The sequence below is a fragment of the Mangrovicoccus algicola genome, assembly GCF_014903745.1.
Taxonomy (GTDB): Bacteria; Pseudomonadota; Alphaproteobacteria; order Rhodobacterales; family Rhodobacteraceae; genus Mangrovicoccus; species Mangrovicoccus algicola.
In genome coordinates this window covers 1-21029 of the sequence record NZ_JACVXA010000063.1, presented here as the reverse complement: position 1 = coordinate 21029, position 21029 = coordinate 1, and the positions used below count along the sequence as shown (strand labels likewise).

The window sequence follows — 21029 nt, the reverse complement described above, 5'->3', positions numbered from 1 at the left end:
CCGGGGCGGATGCGCAAAGCCCCCGCGACGGCACGCCCCGGGTCTCGCCGAGCATCCTCCCCCCTGCTGCCGCCGCCCGCGCTCCGCTTTGCCGCGCCGCCCGGGCCGCGAAACGCCTGCTGCGGGTTTGAAGCCGCGCGCGGGCACGCTATAGAGAGGCTGCGCGACCCATAAGGGAGATCCCATGATCCGTCTGCTGCTTACCCTGGTCCTTCTTCTGCCGGCCTGCGCGGTTCCGGCGCGGGCGGAATTCGAGACCCAGGCCACCTCCGCCTATGTCCTGGACCTCACCACGGGCACCGTTCTTCTGGACAAGAACGCGGATATCCCGCTGCCCCCGGCCTCGATGTCCAAGCTGATGACGGTCTACATGCTGTTCGAGGCGCTGCGCGACAATCCCAACGTGTCGCTGGATACCCGGTTCGGCGTCTCCACCAAGGCGCGCGAGATGGGCGGCTCGACCATGTTCCTCAACGAACGCGACCGCCCCACGGTCGACGAGCTGCTGCACGGCATCATCGTGCAGTCGGGCAATGACGCCACCGTTGTGGCGGCAGAAGGCCTGGCCGGAACCGAGGATGCCTTTGCCCGCCTGATGAACCAGCGCGCGGCCGACCTGGGCATGACGAACTCCACCTTCGCCAATGCCAGCGGCTGGCCGAACCCGATCCACCGCATGAGCACCCATGACCTGGCGATCCTGGCCAGCCGCATCATCGAGGATTTCCCCGAATATTACGGCTATTTCTCCATCCCCGAATGGGATTACGACGGGCGTGCGCCGCAGAACCGCTATAACCGCAACCCGCTGCTGCATCTGGGCATCGGCGTCGACGGGCTGAAGACCGGACATACCAGCGAGGCGGGATACGGGCTGGTGGGATCCGCCATGCAGGGCGACCGCCGCATCGTCTTCGTCATCTCGGGCCTGCCCTCGTCGGAGGCGCGCGCCGAGGAAGGCGAACGCATCGTCAACTGGGCCTTCCGGCAATACGTCAAGACCGGGATCCTGACCCGGGGCCAGAAGGTCGCCGCCGCGCCGGTCTGGATGGGCGACGTCACCGAGATCGGGCTGGTCGCCCCCGAAGATGCCGCCGTCCTGGTGCCCGCGATCAACCTGGGCGAGATGACCGCCTCGGTCGAATTCACCGGCCCGCTGGAGGCGCCGATCACCGCGGGTGCCCAGGTGGCGGACCTTGTCGTGCGCCGCGAGGGCCTTCCCGATGCGCATCTGCCGCTGGTCTCGGATCGCGACGTGATCCGCGGCGGCTTCGTGCCGCGGGTGCGCACCGCCACCAACGTCCTGGCACAGAAACTGATCGGCCAGGTCCAGGGGCTGTTTTGAGCGGCGGACGGTTCATCAGCTTCGAGGGCATCGACGGCTCGGGCAAATCCACCCAGGCGCGCCGCCTGGCGGAGACGCTGCGCGCGCGCGGCCTGAGCGTCGATCTGACCCGCGAACCCGGCGGCTCCGAGGGCGCCGAGGAGATCCGGCGGCTGGTGCTGACCGGCGATCCCGGACGCTGGTCGGCGGAGACGGAGCTGCTGCTGTTCACCGCCGCGCGGCGCGACCACATGGAACGGCGGATCCTGCCCGCGCTGGCGCGGGGCGAGACCGTCATCACCGACCGGTTCGCCGACAGCACGCGGGTCTACCAGGGCACGACGCGCGGCGCGCTGCGCGACCTGGTCGACCGGCTGCACGAGCTGATGATCGGGCGCGAACCGGACCTGACCCTGATCTTCGACATGGACCCCGCCGCCGCGCTGGCGCGCACCATGACGCCCGACCGCGCCGGGTCCGAGGACCGGTTCGAAGGCTTCGGCCTGGACTTCCAGACGCGGCTGCGCGCCGGTTTCCTGGAGATCGCCGCCGCCGAACCGGCCCGCTGCCGGGTGATCGACGCGACCGGCGATCCCGGCCAGGTGGCCGCGCGCGTGCTGGACGCGCTGGGGCAGGTCCCGGCATGAGCGAGCGTCCCGAGCCGGACCGGCTCCCCGACCTGCCCCACCCGCGCGAGACGCCGCGGATCTTCGGCCATGAGGCGGTGCTGGCCGAGGTCGCGCAGGCGATCGGCGGCGACCGGCTGCATCATGGCTGGCTGATCACCGGCCCGCGCGGGGTCGGCAAGGCGACGCTGGCCTGGGCGATGGCGCGCGCCATCCTCGCGCGCGAGCCCGCGGGCGGCATGTTCGGCCCCGAACCGGTCCCCGCCGACCTGGCCGTCGATCCCGCCCATCCCGTCGCGCGCCGCATCGCCGCGCTGTCGGAACCGCGGCTGAGCCTCGTGCGCCGCCCCTATGACGAGAAGACCGGCCGCCTGCGCGCCGAGATCCCGGTGGATGCCATCCGCGCGCTGAAACGGTTCTTCTCGATGTCCTCGGCCGATGGCGGCGCCCGCGCGGTGATCGTCGATGCCGCCGACGAGATGAACCCCTCCGCGGCCAATGCGCTGCTTAAGCTCCTGGAGGAACCGCCGAGGAACACGGTGCTGATCCTGGTCAGCCATCGGCCCGGACGACTCCTGCCGACGATCCGGTCGCGCTGCCGGGTGCTGCGGCTGGGTCCGCTGGCGCCCGCGCCGATGACCGCCGCCCTGGCGCAGACCGGGGCGGAGATGCCCGAAGAGCCGGGCGCGGCCGACAGGCTGGCGCGGCTGGCGGGCGGCTCGGTGGGCGCGGCGGCAGGGATCTGCCGGCTGGAGGGGCTGGCGCTTTACGACGCGCTGCTGGCGCTGATCACCTCGATGCCCGATCATGACCGCCCGGCGGCGCTGGCCCTGGCCGAGGCGCTGGCCCCGCGCGAGGCCGAACCCCAGCGGCTGATGATGCAGGAGCTTCTGGGCACGATCCTGGCGGACCTGGCCCGGGCCGGGGTGACCGGCCGCGCGCCCGACGACCTGCCGCCCCAGGTGCAGGCGGCGCTGTGCCGGCTGTCGCCCGATCACGCCGCCGCACAGGCCTGGGCCGAGGCGCAGGCGCGCATCGCGGCGCGGCTGGCCCATGGCACGGCGGTGAACCTTGACCCTGCCAGCCTCATCCTCGATATGATACATACGCTCGACGCGACCGCGTCCCGGGCGCTCTTCCAGACCGGATCCGTGTAATGATTGCCGCCGACCAGCCCCGTCTCGTGGACAGCCACTGCCATCTCGACTTTCCCGATTTCGACGAGGACCTGCAGGCGGTCCTGGACCGCGCCGCCGCGGCCGGGATCGAACGGATGGTGTCGATCTGCACGAAACCCGCCGGGCTGGACAAGGTGCGCGGCATCGCCGAGGCGCATGAGCCGGTCTTCTTCGCCTACGGCATCCACCCGATGAGCGTCGCGGAGCTGCCGCTGGTGACGGTCGAGGACCTGGTCGCGGCCGCCGCCCATCCCAAATGCGTGGGCATCGGCGAGACCGGGCTGGATTACCACTACACCGCCGAGAGCGCGGACAAGCAGCAGGAGAGCCTGCGGCTGCATATCGAGGCGGCCCGCCGCACGGGGCTGCCGCTGATCATCCATGCCCGCGATGCCGACGAGGACATGGCGCGCATCCTGGCCGAGGAACACCGCGCGGGCGCCTATGGCTGCGTGATGCACTGCTTTTCCTCCTCCGCCGCGCTAGCCGAGGCGGCGCTGGATCTCGGCTTCTACCTGTCCATGTCCGGCATCGCCGCCTTTCCGCGTTCGAAGGAGCTGCGCGAGATCTTCGCCGCCGCGCCGCTGGAGCGCATCCTCGTGGAGACCGACAGCCCCTATCTCGCGCCGCCGCCCCATCGCGGCAAGCGCAACGAACCGGCCCATGTGGCGAAGACCGCCGCCGTCGGCGCCGGGGTCTTCGGCCTGACGGAGGCCGAATTCGCCGCCGCCACCACCGCCAATTTCGACCGGCTCTTCGCCCGCGCCGCCGCCTGGTCGCCCGCATGAGCGGCGATCATCCCGCAAGGCTGGCCGTCACCATCCTGGGCTGCGGCTCCTCGGGCGGGGTGCCGCGGCTGGGCGGGATCTGGGGCGAATGCGACCCGGCCAATCCGAAGAACGCGCGTCGGCGCTGCGCGCTGCTGGTCGAGCGGATCGCCGCGGGCGGCACGACGCGGGTGCTGATCGATACCGGCCCCGACATGCGCCAGCAATTGCTGGATGCCGGGATCGGCACGCTGGATGCGGTGGTCTATACCCATGCCCATGCCGATCATGTCCACGGGCTCGACGACCTGCGCCAGATCGTGTTCAACACCCGCACCCGGCTGGAGGTCTGGGCCGATGCGCCAACGCGCGACGACCTGCTGGCGCGCTTTGCCTATGCGTTCGAGGCGCCTCAGGGCTCGCCCTATCCGCCGATCCTGACGATGAACCTGATCGACGGTCCGCTGCGGGTCGAGGGCGCGGGCGGGCAGCTGGAGCTGCTGCCCTTCGAGGTGGAACACGGCGCGATCACGGCCAAGGGGTTCCGCGTCGAGGATGTCGCCTATCTGCCCGATGTCTCGCGGATCCCCGAGACCGCCTGGCCGGTGCTGGCCGGGCTGCGGCTGTGGATCGTCGATGCGCTGCGGCGCAAGCCCCATCCCAGCCACGCGCATCTGGCCCTGACGCTGGACTGGATCGCGCGGGCCGCCCCCGAGCAGGCAGTTCTGACCAACATGCATGTCGACCTGGATTACGACGCGGTCGCGGCCGAGACCCCCGCCCATGTCACCCCCGCCCATGACGGGCTCCGGCTGGAATTCGATCTCTGATGGGCGCGCTGATCGAGGTCGTCCTTCCGGTCTTCTTCGTGCTGGGCTTCGGCTATCTGGCGGCGAAACGCGGCTGGATCAGCTCGGCCTCGGTGGACGGGCTGATGGTGTTCAGCCAGAAATTCGCCATTCCCTGCCTGCTGTTCCTGGCGATCTCGCAGCTGGACCTGGGCCAGTCCTTCGATCTGCGGCTGCTGGCCAGTTTCTATGTCGGCGCGATCAGCGGCTTTGCCGCGGGCATCCTGGGGGCGCGGTTCCTGTTCGGGCGGCCCTGGGAGGATTGCATCGCCATCGGGTTCTGCTGCCTCTTCTCCAACTCGCTGCTGCTGGGGCTGCCGATCAGCGAACGCGCCTATGGCGAGGCCTCGCTGGCGGCGAATTTCACCATCATCTCCATCCATTCGCCCTTCTGCTATCTCATCGGCATCACCGCGATGGAGATGGTGCGCAATGCCGGGCGGACCCGGGCCGAAACAGCGCGCGCGGTGCTGAAGGCGATGTTCTCCAACGCGCTGATCATCGGCATCGTGCTGGGCCTGGCCTTCAACCTGACGGGGCTGGCCATGCCGGGCGTGCTGGAGGACGCGCTCGATCTGATGCGCCGCGCCGCGCTGCCGACCGCGCTGTTCGGGCTGGGCGGGGTGCTGGTGCGCTATCGTCCCGAGGGGGACCTGGCGACGGCGGGCTTCGTCGTGGCGGTGTCGCTGATCCTGCATCCGGCGGTGACGCTGGGGCTGGGCCAGGTGCTGGGCGTGCCGCATGACACGCTGCGCAACGGCGTCGTGACGGCCGCCATGGCGCCCGGGGTAAACAGCTATCTCTTCGCCGACATGTACGGCAAGGCGCGGCGGGTGGCCGCGACGGGGCTGCTCCTGGGCACGGCGCTGTGCGTGGTGACGGCCTGGATCTGGCTGCAGCTCTTGGGCTGAGCCGCTCCGCTCAATGCGCCATGGGCGCGATGCGCAATCCCGGCGCCTCCTGCTCCCGCGGCGCCGGGCCGGGCGCCGCAAGCGCGGGCCGCCCCCCTTCCTCCGCGTCGAGGCTGCCGGAACCGGGAGGCGCCGGATCGGGGTCCGGCGCGGGATCCGGCGTGATGGCGGGCGGCGCAACGACCGGCGCAATGGCGGGGGCGATGCTGTCGCGGCCGGTGGGGGGCATCGGCGCGTCGAGACCGCCGCCGGGCAGGACCGGCGCCGCCATCTCGGAGCCCGCGCCGGTCGCGCGCAGGCATTCGACGATGATCAGGCTGAACCGGTCGGCCAGGTCCGAGGGGATCGCCGCCCAGTCATCGGCCAGCAACTGCTCCAGCGCGGGACCGTCGATGCCCGCATCCTGCGCGGCGCCGATGGTGCAGTCGCAATAGCCCGGCGTCGGCGGCGCGGTGCTCCCGCAGATCTCCGCCGGATCGGCCGCAGCCGGTCCCGCCGCCGGGACCATCCCCCCGGCGGCCAGCAGAACCGTCGCGATCACCCTTGCCTGCCTCATCATCCAGCCCGTTGTCCCGGCCCGTGCCGGTGCCTGATTTTTGCGCGGATCTAGCATATCGAGCGGCGGACCGCCACAGCCGCCGCCGTCCCGAGCGCCGCGGTGGCGCCGGAGACACGCCGCCGCTCGCGCCCCCGTGTCCGCGCGCCCCTTGCGGCAGGCGGCGTTTTGCGGCAGGTCTGCGCGCGGGCGGCCCCCCGGGCCGGACGTTCCGCGACCAAGACCAGGGGGTGCCATGGGACTGCTTTCACCGATTGCCGCGCTGGGACGCGCCGTCCTGTCGGGGCTTGCCTGGATCGGGCGGCTGTCGATCTTCGCCGCGCAGACCGTGCGCCACATCTTCACCCCGCCCTGGTATCCGCGCGAGCTTGGCCATGCCCTTCTGGCGATCGGCTGGCTGAGCCTGCCGGTCGTGGGCATGACCGCGATCTTCACCGGCGCGGCGCTGGCGCTGCAGATCTATATCGGCTCGGCGCGGTTCTCGGCCGAGGCGGTGGTGCCGCAGATCACCGCCATCGGCATGGTGCGCGAACTGGGCCCGGTCCTGTGCGGGCTGATGGTGGCGGCGCGCGTCGCCTCCTCGGTCGCCGCCGAGATCGGCACGATGAAGGTGACCGAGCAGATCGACGCGCTGGTGACCCTGTCCACGCATCCGATGAAGTACCTGACCGCGCCGCGGGTGCTGGCCGCGACCCTGTCGATGCCCCTGCTGGTCGCCATCGGCGACATCATCGGCATCATGGGCGGCTACCTGGTGGCGACGCAGCGGCTGGATTTCAACGCCTCGACCTACATCACCAACACCGTCAACATCCTCGATGCCGGCGACATCCTGTCGGGGATCGTCAAGGGTGCGGTCTTCGGCTTCCTGATCGCGCTGATGGGCTGCTACCAGGGGATGCAGTCGGGCCGCGGCGCCCAGGGCGTGGGCCGCGCGACCAAGACCGCCGTCGTCGCCGCCTCGGTGCTGATCCTGGCCTCCAACTACCTGCTGACCGAGGTGTTCTTCTCCGCATGATCGAGCTTCAGGACATTCACAAGAGCTTCGGACCGAAGCAGATCCTGCGGGGCGTCGACCTGACGATCCCCAAGGGCGAGAGCATGGTGATCATCGGCGGCTCGGGCACGGGCAAGTCGGTGACGCTGAAATGCGTGCTGGGGCTGATCCGTCCCGATCGCGGCCGCATCCTGGTCGACGGCACCGATGTCGAGCAGCAGGACCGCGACGATTTCCTCGCCCGCTTCGGCATGCTGTTCCAGGGCGCGGCGCTGTTCGACAGCCTGCATGTCTGGGAAAACGTGGCCTTCCGGCTGATGCGCGGCAAGCTGAAGCGTCCCAGGGCCGAGGCCCGCGAGATCGCCATCGAGAAGCTGCGCCGCGTCGGCCTGACCCCGGATGTCGCCGACCAGTACCCGGCCGAACTATCGGGGGGCATGCAGAAACGCGTAGGGCTGGCCCGCGCCATCGCCGCCGAGCCCGAGATCATCTTCTTCGATGAACCCACCACGGGCCTCGACCCGATCATGTCGGGGGTCATCAACGACCTGATCCGCGAGATCGTGGTGGAGATGGGCGCCACCGCCATGACCATCACCCATGACATGACCAGCGTCCGCGCCATCGCCGACAAGGTCGCGATGCTGCATGGCGGCAAGATCCGCTGGAGCGGGCCGGTCTCGGAAATGGACAGCTGCGGCGACCCCTATGTGACGCAATTCGTCTCGGGCTCGGCCGAGGGGCCGATCGAGGCGGTGCGCTGATCCTGCCCGCCGCCCTTGCCCGGGCGCTGAACCTCGCGCTGCTGGTTGCCTTTCCGGTGGCCTGGGCGGCGCCGCTGATGCGCGCGGGACTCCTGCCGGTCTTCGGCCTGTCGGAAATCAGCATCCTGTCGGGGATCGCCAGCCTGTGGGACAGCGCCCCGGCGCTGGCAGCCCTGGTCGCGCTCTTCGCCCTGGTCGCGCCCTATGCCAAGATCCTCGGCACCGAGGCGGTCCATCGCGGCTGGCTGCCGCCGGGGGCGAAGCGCTGGATCCGGCTGATGGCGCGGCTGGCCATGGCCGATATCTTCCTGATCGCGCTTTACGTCGTCGTCGCCAAGGGCGTGGGGCTGGGCCATGTGGAAACCGCCTGGGGGCTGTGGCTCTTCACCTGCTGCGTTCTCGTCTCGCTGCTGCTCAGCTGGCGCGGCGCCGCCCCCTTGCCCCCGGACGCCCGATAGGGCAACCAGCGGCCATGGCACCCAAACCCCGCCCCTTCGTCTGTTCCGCCTGCGGCGCGGCCTGGCCCAAATGGCAGGGCCGCTGCGACGCCTGCGGCGCCTGGGACACGATCGTCGAGGAACGCCCGCTGAGCCAGACCCCCGGCAAGTCGCTGGGGGCGGTGCGCGGGCGGACCGTCCCGCTTCTGGATCTGGCCACCGAGGAGGCGCCGCCGCCGCGCAGCGAGACCCGGGTGGAAGAGCTCGACCGCGTGCTGGGCGGCGGGCTGGTCCCGTCCTCGGCCATTCTCGTCGGCGGCGATCCGGGCATCGGCAAGTCGACGCTGCTGCTGCAGGCCGCCGCCGCCTTCTCGCGCACCGGGCTGAAGGTGGTCTATGTCTCGGGCGAGGAGGCCTCGGCCCAGGTGCGGATGCGCGCGCAGCGGCTGGGGCTGGGCAAGGCCGATGTGCGGCTGGCGGCCGAGACCAACCTGCGCGACATCCTGACCACGCTGGAGACGGCCAAGCCCGATCTGGCGATCATCGATTCGATCCAGACCATGTGGCTGGACACCGTCGATTCGGCGCCCGGCTCCGTCGCCCAGGTCCGCGCCGCCGCGCATGAGCTGACCACCTTCGCCAAGACCCGCGGCACCTCCGTGATCCTGGTGGGCCACGTGACCAAGGAAGGCCAGATCGCAGGCCCCCGCGTGGTCGAGCACATGGTCGACACGGTGCTGTATTTCGAGGGCGAGCGCGGCCACCAGTTCCGCATCCTGCGCGCCGTCAAGAACCGCTTCGGCCCCGCAGACGAGATCGGCGTCTTCGAGATGACCGGTCGCGGGCTGGCCGAGGTCAGGAACCCCTCGGCGCTGTTTCTCGACGGCCGGGGCGGGCCCACGCCGGGTTCGGTCGTGTTTGCCGGGATCGAGGGATCGCGCCCGGTCCTGTGCGAATTGCAGGCGCTCGTCGCGCCCTCGCCGCATTCCCAGCCGCGGCGTTCCTCGGTGGGCTGGGATTCGGGGCGGCTGGCGATGATCCTCGCGGTGCTGGAGGCGCGCTGTGGGCTCAGCTTCGCCGGGCTCGACGTGTATCTCAACGTCGCGGGCGGGCTGAAGATCGGCGAACCCGCCGCGGATCTCGCGGTGGCGGCCGCGCTCCTGTCGGCGCGCGAGGACCAGGCCCTGCCCGAAGGCACGGTCGTCTTCGGCGAGATCAGCCTGTCGGGCGCGCTGCGTCCCGTCACCCAGATGGAAAACCGGTTGAAAGAAGCCGCGAAACTTGGTTTCAGGAGTGCGCTGGCCCCGGCGGGTGGCCGCATCAGCGAAACCTCGGGTCTGAGCGTCTCTCAGGTGTCGGACCTTCCCGCCTTCGTCGGCGAGCAGTTCGGCGCGGGATGACATCGAAGGAGTAGAGAGTATGGACGGGTTTACGCTGCTGGATGCGGGGGTGGCCATCGTCATCCTGCTATCCGCCCTTCTGGCCTATTCGCGCGGGATCGTGCACGAATCCTTGGCCATCCTGGGCTGGGTCGCGGCGGCCGTGGTCGCCTATCTCTTCGCCCATCAGCTGGAACCGCTGGTGCGCGAGATCCCCTATGTCGGCCAGTTCCTGCAGGACAGCTGCGAATTGTCGATCATCGCCGCCTTCTGCGTGGTCTTCGGCCTGTGCCTGATCGTGGTGTCGATCTTCAGCCCGCTCTTCGCCTCCCTGGTGAAGAACTCCGCCCTGGGCGGGGTCGACCAGGCGCTGGGCTTCCTCTTCGGGGCGCTGCGCGGCATCCTTCTCGTCGCGGTGGCGCTTCTGGTCTATGATCGCGTCGTGGTCTCGACCGCCGTGCCGATGGTCGATGACAGCCGCACCGCGCGCGTCTTCGCCGCCATCGAGGAAGACCTGGAATCCTCGGTGCCCACCGATGCGCCCGGCTGGATCCTGGCCCGCTACGAGACCCTGGTGGGCAGCTGCGGCGCGCCCGTGGATGCCGAGGGCGCCCTTCCCGGCAACACGGCCCCCCTGACCCCCGAGTAACCCCCGCGATCCGCCGGACGTCTTCACGATCGCAGGCGTCCGCGCCGCTATTCATGATCCTTTCGTGACACCCGCCAAGTTTCCAGCTAAGGGGGGCGCGACCTCCCAAAATCCGGATTCGGAGCCCATAGCCCATGCGCGATGCGACCGAGACCCACGGCGCCGACAGCGACACCGGTCTTTTCCCTGAAACGACCTCGCAGGACCCCATGTTCTTCAGCAATCCCTTCGATGACGACAAGCTGCGCGAGGAATGCGGCGTCTTCGGCGTGATCGGCACCGCGGAGGCGGCCAGCTTCGTCGCGCTGGGGCTGCACGCGCTGCAGCATCGCGGCCAGGAGGCGGGCGGCATCGTTACCCATGCCCCGGGCATCGGGTTCAATTCCGACCGCCGCTTCGGCTATATCCGCGACAACTTCACCTCGCAGGATGTCATCCGCAACCTGCCCGGCCCGCTGGCCATCGGCCATGTGCGCTATTCCACCGCCGGATCGAAGGGCAATACCCAGATCCGCGACGTGCAGCCCTTCTTCGGCGAATTCTCCATGGGCGGCGCGGCCATCGCCCATAACGGCAACATCACCAATGCCGAGGAACTGCGCCGCGAGCTGATCGAGCGCGGCTCGATCTTCCAGTCCTCCTCGGACAGCGAATGCATCATCCACCTGATGGCGCGGTCGCTGCAGAAGGACATCCCCGAGCGGATGAAGGACGCGCTGCGCCGCGTCGAGGGGGCGTTTTCCGTCGTCGCCATGACGCGGACGAAACTGATCGGCGTGCGCGACCCGCTGGGCGTGCGGCCGCTGGTCCTGGGACGTCTGGGCGAGGGCTGGGTCCTGAGTTCGGAAACCTGCGCGCTGGACATCATCGGCGCCGAGTTCATCCGCGAGATCGAACCGGGCGAGATGGTCGTCATCTCCGAGGCGGAGGGCGTCAAGAGCCACTTTCCCTTCACCCGCGTGCCCGGACGGTTCTGCATCTTCGAGCATGTCTATTTCTCCCGCCCCGATTCCATCCTGGGCGGCCGCTCGGTCTACGAGACCCGCCGCCAGATCGGGGTGGAACTGGCACGCGAGACGCCGATCGAGGCCGATCTCGTCTGCCCGGTTCCCGACAGCGGCACCCCCGCCGCCGTCGGCTTCGCCGCCGAGTCGGGCATTCCCTTCGCGCTGGGGATCACCCGCAACCAGTATATGGGCCGGACCTTCATCGAACCGACCGAGCAGATCCGCAACATGGGCGTGCGGCTGAAGCTGAACGTCAACCGCGCGCTGGTGCGCGGCAAGCGGATCATCCTGGTCGACGACTCCGTCGTGCGCGGCACCACCTCGCGCAAGATCAAGGAGATGATCCTGGATGCCGGCGCGGCGGAGGTGCATTTCCGCATCGCCTCTCCGCCCACCGCCTGGCCATGCTTCTACGGCGTCGACACGCCCGACCGCGACAAGCTTCTGGCGGCGCGCATGTCCGAGGACGAGATGTGCGACTATCTGGGGGTGGATTCGCTGAAATTCATCTCGCTTGACGGGCTCTACCGCGCCGTGGGCGAAGCGGAGGGCCGCGACCCGGCGGCGCCGCGCTATTGCGATGCCTGCTTCTCGGGGGAATACCCGGTGAAGCCCGTGGACATGATCAACCGCGGCTTCGAGCTGAAGGCCGCCGAGTGACGGTCCCGCCGCGCCCCTGCCGGGCGCGGCCTACAAGCCTTCGGAGAGCAGGTCGGGATCGATGATCTCGATCTTGCGCCGCGCGGTGCGGATGGCGCCGCGCCGCGCGAGGCGGCTCATCGAGCGCGAGACCATCTCGCGATTCGCCCCGATGGAACCGGCGATTTCCAGATGCGTCGGCGCATCCGCGATCAGCCCGCCGGGCCGCAGGCTGCCTGCCTCCAGTGCCAGGCGCAGCAGATAGGCGCAGAGCCGCTGCTCGATCGTGTAGGTCGACAGTTCGTTCGCCCGCCGCGTCAGGTTCCGGATCCGCCCCACCAGGTCCTGCATCACCCGGGCGCGCACCTGCGGCACCTCCTCCAGAAGCCGCCGGAACCCCGTTTCGGGCAGCAGCAGCAGCCGCGATTCACTGCGCGCGAAGATCGCCAGCGACCGCGCCCCGCCATCGATGGCCGACAATTCCCCGATCAGCGATCCGGTGCCGATGCGCGTATAGATGATCTCGCGGCCATCCGCGGTCCAGTAGACCGCCAGCAATGCCCCGGACAGCAGGAAATAGACATCGCGCCCCGGATCCTCCCGGTCGAAGACCAGTTGTCCCGGCGCGTATCCCAGCTCGCTCCAGCGCAGCCCCATCGCCGCGATCACCTCCGGATCGATGCCCTCGAAGAGCGGCAGGTCGCTCCAGGGCGGTGTCCCGCGGCTCATGTCCTGCCTCCGGCCGCGCCGTCGCGCGCAGCGGTCCTGCCACGTCCGTTCATGCCTGCATCCCTGTATTTTCCTGCGCAGATTAACGGCTTTCGCCGCCCGGCGGAACGCCCGACGGGCGGTTTTTCGCCCGAACCCGTCTGGTTTCAGATCCCCGGCGCGCTCCGCAGCACGCCCTGCTCGGTCACGATCCCGTCCAGCGGCTGATCCGTCGGCTCCTGCGGCAGCGCGTCGAATTCCTGCGCTGCATAGGCCAGCCCCCAGGCCTGGACCGGGCCGCGGGCGCGCAGCATGGCCAGCGTGCGGTCGTAATGCCCCGCCCCGTAGCCCATGCGCCCGCCCAGCCGGTCGAAGGCCAGAAGCGGCACGACCAGAACCCGCGGCACCAGCTCGGGCGCCTCCAGCGGCGCGGACGTGCCGAAGCCCGCCGGTCCGAGCGCCTGGCCCGGCACCCATGCGCGGAAGCTCAGCGGCCGCCCCCGCCCATGCGTCACCGGCAGGCACAGCCTGTGGGTCGCTGCCAGCGGCGCCAGCGCGGGCAGCGGGTCGATCTCGGTGCCGATCGGCGCATAGCCCGCCACGATCTGCCCGGCGGATGCGCCCAGAAGCGCGGCCAGCGCCGCATGGGCCGGGGCGGGATCGGTGCTGCCATGGGCGGCGGCGCGGCGTGCCTTCGCCTCGGCGCGGATCGCGGCCTTTGCCGCCGCCAGGCTCACAGCAGCACCAGCGTCGCCAGGCCGAGGAAGGCGAAGAAGCCCACGACATCGGTCACGGTCGTCACGAAGGTCCCCGAGGCCAGCGCCGGGTCCAGCTTGAGCCGGTCCAGCGTTACGGGCACCAAGATGCCCGACAGCCCGGCGATGAACAGGTTGATGACCATCGCCATGGCGATCACCCCCGCCAGGGCGGCATTGCCGAACCAGACCAGTTCGATGGCCGACATGACCACCGCGAAGACCAGCCCGTGCACCAGGCCCACCGCGCCCTCGCGGCGGATCACCCGCATCAGGTTCGAGCGGGTGAGGTCCTTGGTCGCCAGCGCGCGGACCGCGACGGTCAGCGACTGGGTGCCCGCATTGCCCCCCATCGAGGCGATGATCGGCATCAGCACGGCGAGCGCCACGAGTTCCGCCAGCGACGCCTCGAACAGCGAGATCACCATCGAGGCGACGATGGCGGTGGCCAGGTTGACCATCAGCCAGGGCAGGCGCGACCTGACCGTGTCGGCCACGCCGTCGGAGATCGAGCTTTCGTCGGAGACGCCGGCGAGGCGCAGGATGTCCTCCTCGGCCTCCTCCTCCAGCACGATCATCGCGTCGTCGATGGTGATGACCCCGACCAGCCGGCCGGAATCGTCGACCACCGGCGCCGAGATCAGGTGATACTGGTTGAACGCATAGGCCACGTCCTTCTCGGGGAGGTCGACCGCGATGGTGCGGAAGGTCTCCTCGGTGATGCTGCCCAGGCGCACGTCGCGCCGCGAGGCCAGCAGCCGGCCCAGCGTCACATAGGCGACCGGGCGCATTGCCGGATCCACCAGGATCACGTGGTAGAACTGTTCCGGCAGATCCTCGGCCACGCGCAGGAAATCGATCGCCTGTCCCACCGTCCAGTCGCCGGGCGCCACGACGAATTCGCGCTGCATCAGGCGGCCGGCGGAATATTCGGGATAGCTCAGCGCCATCTGCACCGCGACCCGGTCCGGCGCGTCCAGCGCGCCCAGGATGGCCTCCTGCCGGTCCTCGCCGAGGAATTCGACCAGGTCGACCACGTCATCCGTGTCCAGGTCGCGCACGGCCTCGGCCAGCGCCTCGGGCGCCAGGGTCGCGATGACCTCCTCGCGGATCCCCTCGTCCAGTTCCGACAGCACCTCGCCGTCGATCTGGCCGGGGACCAGCGACAGGATCTGCTGCCGCTCGGGCGCGCTGACCTGTTCGAGAAGGTCGGCGATGTCGGCCGAGTGCATCGGGTCGAGATACTCGTTCAGCCGTCCGACATCCTCGACGGCCAGCGCGGCCTGGACCCGGCCGAAGCGGCGCGCGTCGAGGTCGTCAGTCTCCTGGTCGATCTCGTGTTCGTTGCCGCGTTCGGATGCGGCCCCGTCCTCTTCCGGCAGGATCGGCGGAACGGCGTCCTCCCGGGCTTCGGGGGTCTCGCTCTTGCCTTCGGTCTCGGTCATGGGGCCCCCTTCGCGCTGATGACGCGGGCACCATAGGCATCGCCCCGCGCGGCGCAAGGGACGGGTTGCATTTGCGCTTTCCCCCCGGCCCGGGCTAGGACAGGCTTCTGCCAGTGCCCGAGCGAGACCGCCATGACCCGACTGATCCTAGGCCAGACCCTGAGTTTCACCGCCGATCCCTTCGCCGTGCCCGCGGCGGAGGCCGTGCGCCATGAGCGCCGCGGCGCCGTGCTGGTCGAGAAGGGCCGGATCGCCGCCACCGGCCCCGCCGATACGCTGCGCGCGGCGCATCCGCAGGCCGCCGTGACCGATCACGGCGACGGGCTGATCCTGGCGGGTTTCGTCGACAGCCACGTGCATTATCCCCAGACCGCGATCATCGCCAGCTGGGGCAAGCGGCTGATCGACTGGCTCAACGACTACACCTTCCCCGAGGAGACCCGGTTTGCCGATCCCGCCCATGCCGCGGAGATCGCCGGGCGCTATCTGGACCTGGTGCTGGCCAATGGCACGACCACGGTCTGTTCCTATTGCACCATCCATCCCGAAAGCGTCGACGCGCTGTTCTCCGCCGCCGAGGCGCGCGGCATGCGGATCGCCGCGGGCAAGACCTGCATGGACCGCAACGCCCCCGACGGGCTGCGCGACACGGCCGCCACGGCCTATGACCAGAGCAGGGCGCTCCTGCAGAAATGGCACGGGCGCGGGCGGCTGGATTACGTGATCACGCCGCGATTCTCGCCGACCTCCAGTCCCGAGCAGCTTGAGGCGCTCGGCGCCTTGTGGGCCGAGCATCCCGACTGCCTGATGCAGACCCATCTGAGCGAACAGACCGACGAGGTCGCCTGGGTGCGCGACCTCTTCCCCGGGGCGCGCGACTACCTCGACACCTATGAACGCTACGGCCTCCTGGGCGAGCGGGCGCTTTACGGCCATGCGATCTGGCTCGAGGCGCGGGAGATCGCGCGGCTGGCCGAGACCGGCGCGGCGCTGATCCATTGCCCGACCTCGAACACCTTCATCGGATCGGGCCTGTTCCCCACGCGCCAGCATGCCGTCGCCGGGCAGACGGTGGGGCTTGCCACGGATACAGGCGGCGGGTCGAGCTTCTCGATGCTGCGCACCATGGCCGCCGCCTACGAGGTCGGACAGCTTTCGGGCACGCCGCTGCATCCGGCGCAGCTGCTATGGCTGGCCACCTGCGGCTCGGCGCGCGCGATGCACGTGGCGGACAGGATCGGCAACCTGGAGCCGGGCAAGGAGGCGGATCTGGTGGTTCTGGACCTGGCCTCGACCCCGGCGATCCGGCAGCGCGCGGCGCGGGCCGAGACCCTGTGGGAGGCGGTCTTCCCCACGCTGATGATGGGCGATGACCGGGCCGTGGCCGCGGTCTACCTGCAGGGCCGCCCGGCGCCGCGCGGCGGCGCGTGAGCCGTGGTCAGAACCGGCCCGACATCAGGCTGCGCTGCCAGCTGGTCATCATCGCCATCTGCGCCTGGGCCATCTGCGACAGGAAAGAGGCGCGGCGCCTGACGGCCGGGCGGGCCGGGGCATCGGGCGCGCGCACCGGCTCGATCTCGGCATCCGTGTCCTCGATGAAGGCTTCCAGGTCTTCTCTCGTCAGCATGGCGGTTCCCTTCGGCGGGGCCCGGTGATGCCCGGGCCGCATTGTTAACCCTGCGTCCGAAATATCGTTCCGCCGGGTCCGGGGTGATTAACACATTCTTGCGCGGCGGCGCCAGCATTTTCCCCGGCGAAGCCTGAGGAGAGTTTCACCTTTCGCCCAATTTCCGGTCATGGGGGCGGCCCCGGGCCCTGCCGCCCCGCCGCGACCGATCCGAAAGTCGGGCCAGAAAACACATGACGCCCCGGGCGCGGATGCTAGGCTGGCGGAGGGAAAGATTTTCATCACGCCCGGCGGAGCGGACGGACCGGAGGAGGTCCGTGCGCCCCGGCCGCATCCGCGTCGAGGGAGGACGGAATTTGGATACCAGGCTACCCATTGCCACCGCCGCTGCCGGAGTGATCGGCGTCTTCATCGGCACCTTGCTTGCGCCCTCGGCGCCGGACGAGGCCGAGATCGCAGAGCTGGTCCGCGTCCAGATGGCCGAGGCGGAGGCGGCGGCCCCCGCCGATCCGCTGGCGGGCGAACTTGCCGCGCTGCGCCAGAGAACGGAGGACCGGCTGGCGGCGATCGAGGCGCGGGAAGATCCGCGCATCGACGCGCTGGACGCGGCCTTGGGCACATTGCGCGGGCAGACCGAGGAACTCCGGCGCCAGGCATTGGAAAGCACGACGCGCGCCGGCGGCGCGCTGGAGGCACTGCACGGCCGGATCGAAGAGATCGCGGCGCGCGCCGGAAGCGACCCGGACCTGGCCGATCGCGTCGCCGCGCTGGCCGGGGAGATTGCACAGATGCGCGGCGCCATGGCCCCCGGCGCCGCTGCGTCGCCGCAACTGTCCGACCCGCTGCCCGCGGCCGCCGTGCCGCCCCCCGCACGGATACCGGACGCGGCCGGGCTTGTCTCCCCCGGCAGCACCCTTCTGCTGGCCGATGGCGGGCTGCGCGTCTTCGTCTCGCGCGTGACCGCCGAGGGGGCGCGCCTGTTCCTGCAAGGCGAGATGGTGACGCTGCCGGTCGGCGGGTCCCTGACCGTTCCGGCAGGCCGGGACCACTGCCGGCTGACGCTGGAAGGCGCCACGCCGGGCGGCGCGCGCCTGACCACGGCCTGCGGCGCGGATCTGCCTGCCCCCCAGGGACTTCCCCCCGGCCGCACGGCGCTGTTCGAGGACGGCAGGCTGCGGGTCTTCGTCTCCCGCGTCGAGGACCGGCCGCCGCGCGCGCGGCTGTGGATCGACAGCAGGATGCATGATCTGGCCCCCGGGCGGCTGGCCCTGCTGGGCAGCGCCGGGGACCGCTGCGGGGTCAGGCTCGAATCCGTGGATCGCGGTCATGCCACGATCAGCGCCACCTGCGGCGCGGCGCTGGCGGTCTCCGAACCGGTGGGCCCGGGCAGCAGCGTGTCCCTTGGCGACGACGCGGCCCGGGTGTTCCTGTCCGCCCTGTCCGGCGACGGCCGCGCGCGGGTGCAGGTGGCGGGGCTGGAAGGGCTGCATGATCTTGGCCCGGGCGACCGGCTGGAGCTTGGCGAGGGCTGCGGCCTGGTCCTCGAGGGGATCGAGCCCGGCGGGGCCGTCTTCGGCTATGGCTGCGACAGCTGATCAAGTGTCCGGGCGGCGCCGTCGCCCGGAACCCTCGGCAGATCGTTAATCAGAACTTACCTGAAGGAGGCATTTGCCTTAGTTTCGCCATATTCTGCGCGCAGATCCTTACAAGTCGACATAAATCCATGGAGATTTGACATGATCCGCAGACTTCCGCCGGTATCCGTACCGGTACCGGTACCGTATCCCGTCCCCGCGCCCGTACCTGCCGGCGCCGCCATGCCCTCTGCCGCCCTGCCCCCGACCAGCGCGTGCACGACACCATCCCTCCCGGCGATACCGGTGCGCCCCGTCGCAGGCACCCTGACTGCCGCCCCCCATGACCCGCGCCAGCTGCGCCCCGACGACACCCCGCGCGGCGTCGAGATCGACCGCATCGAGATGATCCGACATGGCTTCGCGCATCTGCGCGAGCTTCTGCAGGCCATCTCCGCCGCCGCCGAGGCGGAACGGCCCCGCACCGATCTGCGTCTCTGAGCCGAGCAGCCTCCGTAAGGGAATCGAAACCAGAGCCATGCGACCTGTGGGCCAGATTTGGTTTCCGCGGAGATGCCATGATGGCCGATGACAACGCGACCCGACCGGCCGCCGCCCCCGGGCGCAATGCCGAGTTCCATATTTCCGAACTGTTCTTCTCGCGCACGGACCATCGCGGCGTCATCGCCTCGGGCAATGCCGTCTTCCAGCGCATCAGCGGATTCACCTACGAGGAACTGCTGAACGCGCCGCACAAGGTCGTGCGCCATTCCGACATGCCCAAGGCGGTGTTCTGGCTGCTGTGGCATCGGCTGCAGAAGGGCGAACCGATCGGCGCATATGTCAAGAACAAGACCAAGGGCGGCGGCTATTACTGGGTCTTCGCGGTGGTGATGCCGATCACCGGCGGCTACCTGTCGGTGCGGCTGAAACCCTCCAGCAAGATGTTCGAGAAGGTGCAAGGCATCTACAAGACCTTGCGCGACAAGGAACTGGCCGCCCCCTCGGAGATCACGCCCGAGGCCAGCGCCCAGGACATGATCGCGCGGCTGAAACAGGCGGGCTATCCCAATTACGTGGCCTTCATGGCTGCCGGGCTGACCGCCGAGCTGATGTCTCGCGACAAGATCGGCGGCAAGCCCGTCGACGACCGCCTGGAGGCCTTCGACACCATGTCCCGCGCGGTCGGCGAGATCTTCGCGGAGGCCAACGCGCTCTATGCCGATTTCCGCCGGATCGAGCAGATCCCGGTCAACCTGCGGCTTCAGGCCTCGCGCTGCGAGGCATCGGGCGGACCGGTCAGCGTCATTTCCGCCAATTACAGCAATCTCGCGCGCGAGGCGCTGGCCTTCGCCGAGAGGTTCACCGATTTCGGGCAGCGCGTCCTCGACGAAATCAGCCTGGGGCTCTTCATGATGGGCTCCGCGCGGCTTCAGCGCGAGATGACCGCCGCCTTCCGCGCCGAGGCCGCGCTCGAAAGCCCGGTAGATCACGAACGCGAAATGGCCCTGCTCAGCGCCCATATGAAACGCTGCGGGGAAATGGCCCGCAGCACGGTCACGCGGATACAGGAACAATGCGAGAATTTCATCGATGACAGCCGCCGCATGCGCCGCTTCATCAGCGGCCTCGACGTGACCCGCGTGACCTGCCGCATCGAAACCGGCTGGCTTCCCGATGATGACGGGGGGTTCCATGACATCATCGACAAGCTCGACGCCTTCCACGAGGATGTCGAGCGGCGGATGAAGCGGATCGATGCGCTCAACGACAATATCATCGAACGCACCACGACGCTTCTGAACCGTCCCGCGCGCCGCAATCCGGCCGCGACCGCCGCGCAATGACCCCGATCGCAAGGGCGGACGCGGCGCCGACCGCCCCGGTCGCGGACCGGGCCGATGGCGCCGGGGCGTCAGATCGTGAAATTCGTTCCGCCGCCGTCAAGCAGGATGTTCTGCCCGACGATGAACCCCGCCCGGTCCGAGCACAGGAAGGCGCAGGCCGCGCCGAATTCCTCGGCCGTACCGTAGCGCCGGGCCGGAATCGTGGCCTCCCGGCGGCGGCGCGCCTCTTCCATGGTGATCCCCTCCTTCGCCACGACACCGCCATCGAGGCTGGTCGCGCGATCCGTATCATGAATCCCCGGAAGCAGGTTGTTGATCGTCACCCCGAACTCCGCCACCTGCCGAGCGGTGCCCGCCACATAGCCGGTCAGCCCGGCCCGTGCCGAATTGGACAGGCCCAGCTGCGGGATGGGCGCCTTGACCGACTGGCTGGTGATGTTCACCACGCGGCCCCAGCCCCGCTCGCACATGCCCGGCAGAAGCGCACGCATCAGCGCGATCGGCGTCAGCATGTTCGCATCGAGCGCCCGGATGAAATCCTCGCGCGCCCAGTCCTTCCACAGACCCGGGGGCGGACCGCCGGCATTGGTGACGAGGATGTCGATCTCGCCCGCCGCCTCCAGCACCTTCGCCTGCCCCTCGGGCGTGGTGATATCCGCCGCCACGGCCGTGACGGCGACGCCAAGCCCGCGCAGCTCTGCGGCCGTCTGTTCCAGCGCCTCGGCGCCTCGCGCATTCAGCACCAGATCCACGCCCTCCGCCGCAAGTGCCGCCGCGCAGCCCCGGCCCAGCCCCTTCGAGGAGGCACAGACCAGCGCCCGCTTTCCCTTGACTCCGAAATCCATCCAGGTCCCTTTCCTGCTCTCGCCGCGACCCTAGCCCCTTTCCGCGGCCGGTTGGAAGTCCGCATGGCCCCATCCGTGCCCGCGCCCCGCCTGCCGCGCGGCACCGGCCGCGGCCCCGGCACGGTCAGCGGCGCCGGCACGGGGCC

The 21029-nt window shown here is 69.9% G+C and carries 22 protein-coding genes; 16 read left to right on the top strand and 6 right to left on the bottom strand.

The features are described from left to right. Window positions 1–184: 184 nt before the first annotated feature. Genes ICN82_RS17075 through ICN82_RS17050 form a run of 6 tightly spaced genes read left to right on the top strand, consistent with a single transcriptional unit; the run spans window position 185 to window position 5654 of the window. Entirely contained in the window at window positions 185–1345 is a 1161-nt protein-coding gene (locus tag ICN82_RS17075; protein WP_193185157.1) for a D-alanyl-D-alanine carboxypeptidase family protein, read from the top strand. Then, the gene (gene tmk / locus ICN82_RS17070; RefSeq protein WP_193185154.1) at window positions 1342–1971 is read left to right on the top strand and encodes a dTMP kinase; all 630 of its coding nucleotides are present in this window, start codon (window positions 1342–1344) and stop codon (window positions 1969–1971) included. Before ICN82_RS17075 ends, tmk begins: the two co-directional genes overlap by 4 nt. Beyond that, window positions 1968–3107 carry a DNA polymerase III subunit delta' gene (locus ICN82_RS17065; protein WP_193185151.1) on the top strand — a complete coding sequence of 380 codons (1140 nt, stop codon included), beginning with the start codon at window positions 1968–1970 and terminating at the stop codon, window positions 3105–3107. Before tmk ends, ICN82_RS17065 begins: the two co-directional genes overlap by 4 nt. Beyond that, window positions 3107–3916, top strand: a complete 810-nt coding sequence (locus tag ICN82_RS17060; protein ID WP_193185148.1) for a TatD family hydrolase — start codon at window positions 3107–3109, stop codon at window positions 3914–3916. The genes ICN82_RS17065 and ICN82_RS17060 overlap by 1 nt, the downstream gene beginning before the upstream one ends. After that, window positions 3913–4725, top strand: a complete 813-nt coding sequence (locus ICN82_RS17055) for an MBL fold metallo-hydrolase (protein ID WP_193185145.1) — start codon at window positions 3913–3915, stop codon at window positions 4723–4725. Before ICN82_RS17060 ends, ICN82_RS17055 begins: the two co-directional genes overlap by 4 nt. Then, window positions 4725–5654 (top strand): AEC family transporter, encoded by a 930-nt coding sequence (locus tag ICN82_RS17050; protein WP_193185142.1) that lies wholly within the window; start codon window positions 4725–4727, stop codon window positions 5652–5654. The genes ICN82_RS17055 and ICN82_RS17050 overlap by 1 nt, the downstream gene beginning before the upstream one ends. 10 nt (window positions 5655–5664) lie before the next feature. Here the strand turns inward: ICN82_RS17050 and ICN82_RS17045 are convergent, their stop codons facing one another. Continuing rightward, a complete protein-coding gene (locus tag ICN82_RS17045) occupies window positions 5665–6195 on the bottom strand; it encodes a hypothetical protein (protein WP_193185139.1) in 531 nt (176 codons plus the stop codon). 250 nt (window positions 6196–6445) lie between these two features. On the opposite strand from ICN82_RS17045, the gene ICN82_RS17040 reads away from it, so the two are divergent. From ICN82_RS17040 to purF, 6 genes are all read left to right on the top strand, one after another. Next, window positions 6446–7228, top strand: coding sequence for an MlaE family ABC transporter permease (locus tag ICN82_RS17040; protein ID WP_193185137.1), 783 nt, complete (start codon window positions 6446–6448; stop codon window positions 7226–7228). Further along, entirely contained in the window at window positions 7225–7971 is a 747-nt protein-coding gene (locus ICN82_RS17035; RefSeq protein WP_193185134.1) for an ABC transporter ATP-binding protein, read from the top strand. The genes ICN82_RS17040 and ICN82_RS17035 overlap by 4 nt, the downstream gene beginning before the upstream one ends. A 77-nt stretch (window positions 7972–8048) precedes the next feature. Beyond that, window positions 8049–8429: a paraquat-inducible protein A gene (locus ICN82_RS17030; protein WP_407943770.1), complete on the top strand. Its 381-nt coding sequence runs from the start codon at window positions 8049–8051 to the stop codon at window positions 8427–8429. Window positions 8430–8443: 14 nt separating this feature from the next. Further along, on the top strand, window positions 8444–9808 hold the full coding sequence (gene radA, locus ICN82_RS17025; protein ID WP_193185130.1) for a DNA repair protein RadA: 1365 nt from the start codon (window positions 8444–8446) through the stop codon (window positions 9806–9808). Window positions 9809–9827: 19 nt separating this feature from the next. Then, the gene (locus tag ICN82_RS17020; protein ID WP_193185128.1) at window positions 9828–10436 is read left to right on the top strand and encodes a CvpA family protein; all 609 of its coding nucleotides are present in this window, start codon (window positions 9828–9830) and stop codon (window positions 10434–10436) included. Between the two features lie 209 nt (window positions 10437–10645). Further along, on the top strand, window positions 10646–12103 hold the full coding sequence (gene purF / locus ICN82_RS17015; RefSeq protein ID WP_193185174.1) for an amidophosphoribosyltransferase: 1458 nt from the start codon (window positions 10646–10648) through the stop codon (window positions 12101–12103). A 30-nt stretch (window positions 12104–12133) separates the two neighbouring features. Here the strand turns inward: purF and ICN82_RS21555 are convergent, their stop codons facing one another. The 3 genes from ICN82_RS21555 to mgtE all read right to left on the bottom strand — a co-directional run bounded on the left by ICN82_RS21555 (window position 12134) and on the right by mgtE (window position 14990). After that, on the bottom strand, window positions 12134–12811 hold the full coding sequence (locus tag ICN82_RS21555) for a Crp/Fnr family transcriptional regulator (RefSeq protein ID WP_193185125.1): 678 nt from the start codon (window positions 12809–12811) through the stop codon (window positions 12134–12136). 146 nt (window positions 12812–12957) lie between these two features. Continuing rightward, complete coding sequence (locus tag ICN82_RS17005; RefSeq protein ID WP_330999028.1) at window positions 12958–13527, bottom strand: 5-formyltetrahydrofolate cyclo-ligase; 570 nt, start codon at window positions 13525–13527, stop codon at window positions 12958–12960. Beyond that, window positions 13524–14990, bottom strand: a complete 1467-nt coding sequence (mgtE, locus tag ICN82_RS17000) for a magnesium transporter (RefSeq protein ID WP_193185123.1) — start codon at window positions 14988–14990, stop codon at window positions 13524–13526. Before mgtE ends, ICN82_RS17005 begins: the two co-directional genes overlap by 4 nt. A 132-nt stretch (window positions 14991–15122) precedes the next feature. Here mgtE and guaD point away from each other — a divergent pair, with 132 nt between their 5' ends. Beyond that, window positions 15123–16421: a guanine deaminase gene (gene guaD / locus ICN82_RS16995; protein ID WP_193185121.1), complete on the top strand. Its 1299-nt coding sequence runs from the start codon at window positions 15123–15125 to the stop codon at window positions 16419–16421. A 7-nt stretch (window positions 16422–16428) separates the two neighbouring features. Here guaD and ICN82_RS16990 read toward each other — a convergent pair whose 3' ends face one another. After that, a complete protein-coding gene (locus tag ICN82_RS16990; protein WP_193185119.1) occupies window positions 16429–16617 on the bottom strand; it encodes a hypothetical protein in 189 nt (62 codons plus the stop codon). Window positions 16618–16973: 356 nt separating this feature from the next. Between ICN82_RS16990 and ICN82_RS16985 the strand changes: the two genes are divergently transcribed. The 3 genes from ICN82_RS16985 to ICN82_RS16975 all read left to right on the top strand — a co-directional run bounded on the left by ICN82_RS16985 (window position 16974) and on the right by ICN82_RS16975 (window position 20038). Further along, on the top strand, window positions 16974–18212 hold the full coding sequence (locus ICN82_RS16985; RefSeq protein ID WP_193185117.1) for a hypothetical protein: 1239 nt from the start codon (window positions 16974–16976) through the stop codon (window positions 18210–18212). A gap of 285 nt (window positions 18213–18497) precedes the next feature. Next, window positions 18498–18692 (top strand): hypothetical protein, encoded by a 195-nt coding sequence (locus tag ICN82_RS16980; protein ID WP_193185115.1) that lies wholly within the window; start codon window positions 18498–18500, stop codon window positions 18690–18692. A 77-nt stretch (window positions 18693–18769) separates the two neighbouring features. Continuing rightward, window positions 18770–20038 carry a PAS domain-containing protein gene (locus ICN82_RS16975; protein WP_193185113.1) on the top strand — a complete coding sequence of 423 codons (1269 nt, stop codon included), beginning with the start codon at window positions 18770–18772 and terminating at the stop codon, window positions 20036–20038. Window positions 20039–20106: 68 nt separating this feature from the next. On the opposite strand, the gene ICN82_RS16970 is transcribed toward ICN82_RS16975, so the two are convergent. Continuing rightward, window positions 20107–20883 (bottom strand): SDR family oxidoreductase, encoded by a 777-nt coding sequence (locus ICN82_RS16970; RefSeq protein WP_193185110.1) that lies wholly within the window; start codon window positions 20881–20883, stop codon window positions 20107–20109. Window positions 20884–21029 lie beyond the last annotated feature (146 nt).